Origin of the sequence: Microbacterium sp. SYP-A9085 (genome assembly GCF_009649635.1) — a bacterium.
Taxonomy (GTDB): Bacteria; Actinomycetota; Actinomycetes; order Actinomycetales; family Microbacteriaceae; genus Microbacterium.
In genome coordinates, this window is record NZ_WJII01000004.1 from 272,037 (window position 1) to 280,829 (window position 8,793).

Annotated in this window: 9 protein-coding genes; 1 reads left to right on the forward strand and 8 read right to left on the reverse strand. The window is 68.0% G+C overall.

Annotated features, from left to right (window positions below; genetic code table 11):
• Nucleotide 1 precedes the first annotated feature (1 nt).
• The 8 genes from GH740_RS10420 to GH740_RS10455 form a co-directional block, all read right to left on the reverse strand.
• Entirely contained in the window at nucleotides 2-982 is a 981-nt protein-coding gene (locus GH740_RS10420) for an ABC transporter permease (RefSeq protein WP_367641454.1), read from the reverse strand.
• A complete protein-coding gene (locus GH740_RS10425; RefSeq protein ID WP_153746003.1) occupies nucleotides 979-1,173 on the reverse strand; it encodes a hypothetical protein in 195 nt (64 codons plus the stop codon). Before GH740_RS10425 ends, GH740_RS10420 begins: the two co-directional genes overlap by 4 nt.
• Before the next feature lie 137 nt (nucleotides 1,174-1,310).
• Nucleotides 1,311-1,928, reverse strand: coding sequence for a PH domain-containing protein (locus GH740_RS10430; protein WP_153746004.1), 618 nt, complete (start codon nucleotides 1,926-1,928; stop codon nucleotides 1,311-1,313).
• The gene (locus tag GH740_RS10435) at nucleotides 1,925-2,434 is read right to left on the reverse strand and encodes a PH domain-containing protein (RefSeq protein ID WP_153746005.1); all 510 of its coding nucleotides are present in this window, start codon (nucleotides 2,432-2,434) and stop codon (nucleotides 1,925-1,927) included. Before GH740_RS10435 ends, GH740_RS10430 begins: the two co-directional genes overlap by 4 nt.
• A gap of 56 nt (nucleotides 2,435-2,490) precedes the next feature.
• A complete protein-coding gene (locus GH740_RS10440; RefSeq protein WP_153746006.1) occupies nucleotides 2,491-4,158 on the reverse strand; it encodes an ABC transporter ATP-binding protein in 1,668 nt (555 codons plus the stop codon).
• Complete coding sequence (locus tag GH740_RS10445; RefSeq protein WP_153746007.1) at nucleotides 4,155-5,093, reverse strand: ABC transporter permease; 939 nt, start codon at nucleotides 5,091-5,093, stop codon at nucleotides 4,155-4,157. The genes GH740_RS10440 and GH740_RS10445 overlap by 4 nt, the downstream gene beginning before the upstream one ends.
• Entirely contained in the window at nucleotides 5,083-6,012 is a 930-nt protein-coding gene (locus tag GH740_RS10450) for an ABC transporter permease (RefSeq protein WP_153746008.1), read from the reverse strand. Before GH740_RS10450 ends, GH740_RS10445 begins: the two co-directional genes overlap by 11 nt.
• Before the next feature lie 171 nt (nucleotides 6,013-6,183).
• Nucleotides 6,184-7,812: an ABC transporter substrate-binding protein gene (locus GH740_RS10455; RefSeq protein ID WP_367641455.1), complete on the reverse strand. Its 1,629-nt coding sequence runs from the start codon at nucleotides 7,810-7,812 to the stop codon at nucleotides 6,184-6,186.
• A 234-nt stretch (nucleotides 7,813-8,046) separates the two neighbouring features.
• On the opposite strand from GH740_RS10455, the gene GH740_RS10460 reads away from it, so the two are divergent.
• Nucleotides 8,047-8,787, forward strand: coding sequence for a CPBP family intramembrane glutamic endopeptidase (locus GH740_RS10460; protein WP_153746075.1), 741 nt, complete (start codon nucleotides 8,047-8,049; stop codon nucleotides 8,785-8,787).
• The last annotated feature ends 6 nt before the right edge of the window (nucleotides 8,788-8,793 follow it).

Genomic DNA, 8,793 nt, shown 5'->3' on the forward strand with positions numbered 1-8,793 from the left:
CTCAGCGCCTCACTCTCGGGTCGAGGGCCGCATACAGGATCTCGGACAGCGTCGACGAGCAGAGGATGAGGATTGCGATGAACAGCGTCGATCCGGCCAGCGAGTTGATGTCGTTCTGCTGGACGGACTGGATCGTCATCTCGCCCATGCCGTGCCAGCTGAAGACGATCTCGAGCATCGCGGAGCCGGCCACGAGCGTGCCGAAGCTGTACGCGAAGAACGTGGACATCGGGATGAGCGCTATCCGCACGCCGTGCCGCACGAGCGCCGACCCGCGGGTGCGGCCCTTGGACCGGGCGGTGCGGATGTAGTCGGCGCCGAGGACGTCGAGCATCGCGTTGCGCTGGTAACGGCTGTAGGAGGCGGCGCCCAGCAGCACGAGCACGAGGGTCGGCAGCAGCGCGTGCGATATCCGATCCCAGAACTGACTCCAGAAGTCGGGCGCCGCATTCGGGGAGTACTGCCCGCTGAACGTGATGAGCTGCGTGCCGAGGACGTTGTTCAGGTCGGTGGCGAGGATCATCAGCAGGATGCCCATCACGAACGTCGGCGTCGCGAAGACGATGTAGGACACGAGCGTGACGACCTGGTCGCTGGCCTTGTACTGGCGGACAGCGCCCCACACGCCCAGGACCACGCCGAGGATGGCGCCCAGGATCGAGCCCACCAGCAGCAGCTGCAGGCTGACGCCCGCGCGCACGCCGATCTGCTCGATCACCGGCTGGTTGCCGACGGTGAGCCCGAGGTCGCCGTGGAACATGTTGATGAACCACGTCCAGGTGCGCTCGATCAGCGGGATCTTGGGGTTCACACCCCACGCGTCCAGCAGCTGGTCGATCGAGGACTGCGGCGGTCGGGGATGCCGGTTCTCGAACTGCCACACCGGATTCAGGCCGATGCTGGCCAGGACGTACGCGAGCGAGGACGCCACGGCCGTCAGGATCAGGTAGTTGACGATGCGCCGGACGATGTAGACGGTCACCGGCGCGGCTCCGCGTCTGTCGCGCGCGCGGCATCCGGCGGCCCGTCGCCGCTGGCGAGATGGGACCCTCGCCCGGTGTTCTCAATGATCACGGTCGTGAACGTTCCTTGCTCGTCGAGCGCCGACTTGTGGTCGACGACGATGTCGATGCCGAGTGTGTTCGGCGCTGGCCCCGCGGGACCGGCGTCCACTCTAATTCGACATCGGCCGTTTCGCTGGGTTTCACTTGAATCTTTATCGGGGCGTTAGGTACGCAACGTGCTCAGATCAGCACGGCGGGCATCGCGCAGACCGCGCAGAACGCTGACCCGAACGGCGATCGGCCTGCTCACCAGGGCAGAACGGCGACGATCACGGCCACCGCGAGGACCGCACCGACCGCTATCGCGGGGAGATCCCAGCCGCGGGTGACCGGTCCGGACCCGCCGCGCGAGGCCTGCCAGACCGAGCGGACGGCGACCAGGGCCCCGTCCGCGGAGGGCCCCCGGCGCATGCCGGCCGTGCCGCCCACCGGCTGCCCCCACGGACTGTTCGTGGCGGTGACCGCCGGCACCGACGCGCCGTGGTCGCGGGTGCGTCCGCCGGCGCGGGGCGCGAACGGACTGCCCCAGCATTCGACGGTCGAGTCGTCGTCCAGGACTATCCGCAGCTGTGCGCGGCGCTCGACGTCCACGACGCGGCCCCACGGGACCCGCACCCACCGCAGCAGGTTGCGGGCGGTCAGAGCCTGCGCGTCCAGGCGCACGCTCATCCTGATCAGGAACACCCACGCGCACCAGCCGATGAACGCGAACACGGCGCCGGCGCGCAGCGCGACATCCAGACGCCCCCGCAGGGCCGCGTCGCCGACGAACACGACGGCGATCGCCACGAACGCCCAGAACGCGATGATCGACGATACGGCCCGCAGCACCGTGGCGCCGCCGGAGGCGAGGTCCTTCGTCACGCCGGCCCCCCGGTGACGAGGAGGGCGATCACGGCCCAGACGACGAGCACGCCGAGCGCGGCGATCACCGGCACGTCCCAGCCGTGCCGCACCGCGCCGTCCGCCCCCGGGGACAGCCGCTCCCGGGCGGTCTCCCATGCACGCACGATGCTGTCGTACTGCGCCCGCATGCCCATGGGCGTCTCCGCGCGCGAACCCGCGCGCCGTCCCCCGCGTCCCTCGACGGGGCCGCCGACGGCGCGGACCTTCTCTCCGGCGTCGGTGGTGATCTCCACCTGCCACCGCCACTGGATGTCGGCGACGCGGGCCCACGGCATCCGGATCACCCGGAGCAGGTTCTGCACCGTGAGCGCCTCGTCGTCGATCTTCAGGCCTGAGGCGAACGCCGACACGTACACGCACCACAGCGCCAGCAGCGGCCACGGCGCCAACAGCAGCGCGTCCATGAGGCCCGCCCGGATGACGGCGTCGCCCAGGAGGAACACCACGACCGCCGTCGAGATCACGAGCAGCGCTATCGCCGATCCCGGCCGGTAGACGTACCGATCCTGAGTGCGTCGGGTCAGCGCGCACCACCGAGCGGGATCGCGGCGCCGGGGATGGCGTCCAGCAGACGCTGCGTGTACTCCTGCGTCGGGTTCGCGAAGATCTCGTCGACGGTGCCGTGCTCGACGACCCGGCCCTTCTCCATCACGCAGACGTCGTCCGCCACCACGCGCACGACGGCGAGGTCGTGGGTGATGAACAGGTATGTCAGGTCCAGTTCGCTCTGCAGCTCGGCGAGCAGCTTCAGGATCTGGTCCTGCACGAGCACGTCCAGCGCCGACACGGCCTCGTCCAGCACGACGATGTCGGGCTTGAGCGCGAGCGCGCGGGCTATCGCCACGCGCTGGCGCTGGCCGCCGGACAGCTCGTTCGGGTAGCGGCTGGTCAGCTCCTGCGGCAGCGAGACCTGATCCAGCAGCTCGACCACCCGGGCGCGACGCGAGGCCCGGTCGCCCACCTCGTGGATCTCCAGCGGCTCGGCGATGGTGTTCCCGATGTTGCGCAGCGGATCCAGCGACCCGTACGGGTCCTGGAACACCGGCTGCATGCGCCGGCGCAGCGCCAGCACCTCGCGGGTGTCCAGCGTCGACGAGTCCTTGCCGTCGATCTCGATGAGCCCGGCGGTGGCGTCCTCGATCTTCAGGACCATCTTCGCGACCGTGGACTTGCCGGAGCCGGACTCGCCCACCAGGGCCAGCGTCTTGCCCTTCGGGATGTCGAAGCTGACGGCATCCACGGCCCGGAACGGGACGGACCGGAACCCGCCGGTGCGGATCTTGTAGTCCTTCGTGAGGTCGCGAACGCGCACCGCGGGCACGTCGTCCAGCGTGGTCTCGTGCTCGATCCCCCGTCGCTCGGCCTGCGCCTGGATGCGCTTGGACGCTATGCTCGGCGCCGCGGCGACGAGCCGCTGCGTGTACGGGTGCATCGGGTTCTCGAGGATCTCGCGGCTGGGGCCCGCCTCGACGATGTGGCCCTGCTGCATCACCACGATCTTCTCGGCGCGCTCGGCGGCCAGGCCCAGGTCGTGCGTGATCAGCAGCACCGAGGTGCCCTTCTCGCGCGTCAGACCCGCCATGTGGTCGAGGATGACGCGCTGGACCGTGACGTCCAGGGCGCTCGTGGGCTCGTCCGCGATCAGCAGCTTCGGGTCGGCGGCCAGGCCGATGCTGATCAGGGCACGCTGGCGCATGCCGCCGGAGAACTGGTGCGGGTACTGGTGCAGACGCCGTTCGGCGTCGGCCAGTCCCGCCTGCTTGAGCACTTCGATTGCGCGCTGGCGCACGGCGTGCCGCCCGTGGGCGATGCCGTTGGCGCGCACCGCCTCCTTCACCTGGAAGCCGATCGACCACACCGGGTTCAGGTTGGACATCGGATCCTGCGGCACGTAGCCGATCTCGCGGCCGCGGATCCGCTCCATCTGCGGGCGGCTGAGCGTGGTCAGCTCGCGGCCGTCGAGCATGATGCTGCCGCCGGTGACGTGGCCGGTGCCCGGCAGCAGGTTCACGATGGCCGAGGCCGTCGTGGACTTGCCGGAGCCGGACTCCCCCACGATCGCCAGCGTCTCGCCCGCGAACAGCTCGAGGCTCACCCCGTGCAGCACTTCGCGTTCGGTCTTCTGTCCGCGGAAGGCGACCTTCAGGTCGCGGATGCTCAGAAGCGGCGTCTGAACGGCATCGCTCATCGCTGCGCCCTCGCTCTCGGGTCGAGGGCGTCGCGGATCAGCTCGCCCAGCATGATGAACGCCAGCACCGTGACGGTCAGGAAGATCGACGGATAGATCAGCGACATCGGTGCGACGCGGATCGATGTCTGCGCGTTGCTGATCTCCGTGCCCCAGGAGATCGTGTCGCCCAGGCCCACGCCGAGGAACGCGAGTGTCGCCTCGGCCACGATCGCCGCGGCCAGGCTCAGCGTGGAGACCACCAGCAGCGGGGCGATGGCGTTCGGGATCACGTGTGAGATCAGAGTGCCGAAGTTCGACTTGCCGAGGGCGCGGGATGCCGTCACGAAGTCGGACTGCCGCACCCGGAGCACTTCGGCGCGGACCACGCGCGCGGTGGACGCCCACGCGAACCCGCCGATCGCTATCGACAGCGTCAGGACGTTGCGGAACTGCGCGAACACCGTCATCACGACCACGGCCGCCAGGATGTAGGGGATCGAGAAGAAGATGTCGCCCACGCGGGAGAGCACCGAGTCCAGCCATCCGCCGTAGTATCCGGCGAGGGCGCCCATGACCAGGCCGATCACCGACCCGATGAGGGTCGCCAGCAGGCCCACCGCGACCGAGATGCGGGTGCCCCACACGATGCGGGCATAGATGTCGCAGCCCTGGAACGTGTAGCCGAACGGGTGGCCGGGGGCCGGTCCCCCGTTCGAGAAGTCGAGGCTGCACTGCGCGGGGTCGGTGCGGGTGAACAGCGTCGGCGCGAACGACATCAGGATCACGACGACGACGATCGCCACCGAGATCCAGAACGTCGGACGGCGCCGGATGTCCTCCCAGGCATCCGACCACAGACTCGAGGGCTTCGCGGCGACCTTGACCGCGTCCACCGTGATGGTCGTGGTGTGGACGGGGGCGACGTAGTGCGTCGCGTTGACATCACTTGACATAGCGGATCCTCGGGTCCAGCAGCCCGTAGAGCAGGTCCACGAGCAGGTTCACGAGCACATAGAGGACGACGAAGATCGTCACGAAGGAGACGATCGTGGGGCCTTCGTGCCGGATCGTCGCCTGGAACAGCGTGTTGCCGACGCCCGGGATGTTGAACACGGCCTCGGTGACGGTGGCGCCCACGAGCAGGACGCCGAAGTTCGTGGCCGAGTTCGTGATCATCGGGATCAGCGAGTTGCGCATCACGTGGACCGGCAGGACGCGGCTGCGTGACAGGCCCTTGGAGTATGCGGTGCGCACCCAGTCCTGGTTGCGGGTCTCGATCACCGAGCCGCGCATCAGGCGCATGCTCGTCGCGAAGAGGCTCACCCCGAGGACCAGGGCCGGCAGCCACAGGCCGTTCCAGCCGTTGTTCGCCCCGACGGTGGGACTGAACCAGCCGAGCTTGATCGCCAGGAAGTACTGGGAGACGAAGCCGAGCACGAAGACCGGGATCGACAGGAACAGCAGGCCCACGATGAGGGCGCCGTGGTCGAAAGCCTTGCCCTTGCGGACCGCCGAGACGGTGCCGATCACGATGGACAGGCAGAACTCGATCGCTATCGACATGACCGCGAGGCGTCCGGTGACCGGGAGCGTCCGGGCCAGGACGTCGTTGACCGATTGGCCCGAGAACGTGGTGCCGAGGTCTCCGCGGAAGATTCCGGTGAGGTAGAACCAGTACTGCACGACGAACGGCTGGTCCAGGTGGTATTGCGCGCGCAGCTCGGCCAGGAGCTGAGGGCTCGGCTGCTTGTCGCCGAACAGCGCGGCGATGGGGTCGCCGGGCATGGCGAACACGAGGAAATAGATGAGCAGGGTGGCTCCGATGAACACCGGAATCACCTGCAACAGACGCCGCAGGATGTAGACGAGCATGCGCCCTCCCTTCGGGTGCAGGGGGCTTCAGATCGCGTCGCGGCGGTCGCCGGCCAGCTTTGTGTGCTGCCGACATCCTCCCGCGAAACTGATGCGAGTGCGAGTCGAGGATGGCACACCGCGAGGCGGTGACGTGGTCGTCACCGCCTCGCGGTGTGGATCCCTAGGGTGTCAGCCCTTGGTGATCTCGTAGTACAGCGGGACCGAGTTCCATCCGAACGTGACGTTCTTCACGCCCTGGGCGAAGCCGCCGGTGACGTTGGAGTACCACAGCGGGATGGCCGGCAACTCCTTGAACAGGATCTCCTGCGCCTTCGCGTAGTCGGCGGTCGCCGCGCTCGGGTCGCTGGCCGATGCGCCCTGGGCCAGCAGCGCGTCGAAGTCCTTGTTCGTGTAGTCGCTGTCGTTCGAGCTGGCCTTGGTGCCGTACAGCGGCTGCAGGAAGTTGTACTGGCTGGGGTAGTCAGCCTGCCAACCGGTGCGGAACGCCGTCTTGATCTTGCGGGCGTTGACGTCGGCGCGCAGCGTGGCGAAGTCGACGTACGACTTGCCGGACGCGTCGATGCCGAGCGTGTTCTTGATCGAGTTCGACACGGCGTCGACCCACTCCTTGTGGCCGCCGTCGGCGTTGTACGCGATCTGGAACGAGCCGGACCACTTCGAGATCTTGTCGGCCTGAGCCCACAGGTCCTTCGCCTTGGCCGGGTCGTACTTCAGGACCTCGGCGCCGGGGATGGAGTCGCTCCACCCGTTGATGACCGGCGAGGTGAAGTCGCTGGCCGGGGTGCGGGTGCCGTTGAAGATCGTCTTGGTGATCTGGTCACGGTTGATCGCGTAGGAGATCGCCTCCTTGCGGAGGATTCCCTCCTGGCCGGTGAAGTGCGCCAGGTTGCCCGGGAGCGTGAACGACTGGAAGATCGCGGCCGGCTGGTTGACGGCGCGGTCACCGAGGTCGCTCTCGAACGTGGCGAACGCGGCCGCCGGGATGGCGTCCAGGACGTCCAGGTTTCCGGCCTGCAGGTCTGCGTAGGCCGAGTCCTGCGAGGCGTAGAACTTGATCGTCAGACCGCCGTTCTTCACCTGGCGTGCGCCGGTGTAACCGTCGTTCTTGACCAGGTCGATCTGCACGTCGTGCTGCCACGCCGAATCGCTGGCCAGCTTGTACGGGCCGTTGCCGATCGGGTGCTCGCCGAAGCTCTTCATGTCGGTGAAAGCGACATCCGGAAGCGGGTAGTACGCCGAGTAGCCCAGACGCTGCGACCAGTCGGCGGCCACCGGGGTGCTCAGCTTGACGGTGAACGTGTTGTCGTCCACCTTCGTCAGACCGGTCAGCTCGGAGTCCTTCTCCGGGTTGAAGCCCTGGATGTCGGCGAACCACGACGAGTTCAGCTGCTTGTTGGAGAACTTGGCGCCGAACTGCCACGCCTTGATGAAGCTGTCCGCGGTCAGAACCTGGCCGTTGGTGAACTTCTCGCCCGACTTGATCTTGATCGTGACGGTGCTGGGGTCGTCGACGGTGATCGAGTCGGCCATGTCGTTGACCAGCTTGCCCTTGCCGTCGTAGAACGCCAGACCGGCGAAGATCGAGTCGAGGATCTTGCCGCCGCCGACCTCGTTGGTGTTGGTCGGGATCAGCGGGTTCTCCGGCTCCGATCCGTTCACCGTGATGATCGACGCAGCAGCTGCCCCGGTCGTCTTGCCGTTGTCGCCCGTTCCGCCGCCACCCGCGCAGCCGCTGAGGGCAATGGTGCCCGCAGTCAGCAGTGCGATGCCCGCGAGGGCGATCTTCGTACGCTTCACGTGTCCTCCTGTGAAAGGGATGCTGACCGCGCCCTGGCGGTGCGCAGCAGTGCGCAGCGCTTCGTCGCGGCGATGTCGTTCACCATAAGCACACTGACGGCTCTGCTCCAAATATCGCCCAAAACCGTTACACACCTTTTACCGTGGAGGGCGCCGATGTGACAATCTGTTGGGGTGTCCGTAGCCGCCGCCGCGCCCCGTCGCGCCCGCCTGTGGTGGGAGATCGGGCTCGTGATGGCGTGCACGCTGGGCCAGTCCGCCGTGTATTCGCTGCTGCTGCTGGCGCGCCGGTTCATGGCGAGCGTGCCGCTGGCACAGCAGCAGACATCCCTGAACCCCGCGCAGTCCACGCAGGCGCTGTGGGACATCGTGTACCAGGTGCTGGATGTCGCGTTCTCGCTGGCGCTGGTGGGCCTGGTCGTGTACCTGCTGTGGGATCTCGGGTCCAGTCCGTTCCGCCGGATCGGGCTGGACCTGCACCGGCCCGGCCGGGATCTCGGTGCCGGAGCGGCGATAGCGCTGGCCATCGGCATCCCGGGGCTGGCCCTGTACGCGGCGGGGCGGGTCCTCGGCATCACGGTGCAGGTGCAGGCGTCTCCCCTGGACCCCGCGTGGTGGACGATCCCGCTGCTCGTGCTGGCGGCCGTGCGCGCGGGGCTGCAGGAGGAGGTCATCATGATCGGCTACCTGTTCACGCGGCTGCGGCAGGCCGGGTGGAACGCGTGGACGATCATCCTTGTCTCCGCCGCGGTGCGCGGGTCGTATCACGCGTATCAGGGTGTGGGGCCGATCCTCGGCAACTTCGTGATGGGCGTCGTGTTCGGGTGGTACTACAAGCGCTCGGGCCGCGTCATGCCGTTGGTCGTCGCGCACGCGATCCTCGACATCGTCTCGTTCGTCGGTTACCCCCTCGCGGCCGCCTGGTGGCCCGCCGTCTTCGCCCCGCCCCCCTCCCCCTCCCCCTCCCCGTCCTGACGCGTC

Excerpts from the sequence above, each read along its gene's own strand:
- GH740_RS10440 (WP_153746006.1), bottom strand. The coding sequence starts at position 4,158 with ATGAGCGATGCCGTTCAGACGCCGCTTCTGAGCATCCGCGACCTGAAG.
- GH740_RS10445 (WP_153746007.1), bottom strand. The coding sequence starts at position 5,093 with ATGTCAAGTGATGTCAACGCGACGCACTACGTCGCCCCCGTCCACACC.
- GH740_RS10450 (WP_153746008.1), bottom strand. The coding sequence starts at position 6,012 with ATGCTCGTCTACATCCTGCGGCGTCTGTTGCAGGTGATTCCGGTGTTC.
- GH740_RS10460 (WP_153746075.1), top strand. The coding sequence starts at position 8,047 with ATGGCGTGCACGCTGGGCCAGTCCGCCGTGTATTCGCTGCTGCTGCTG.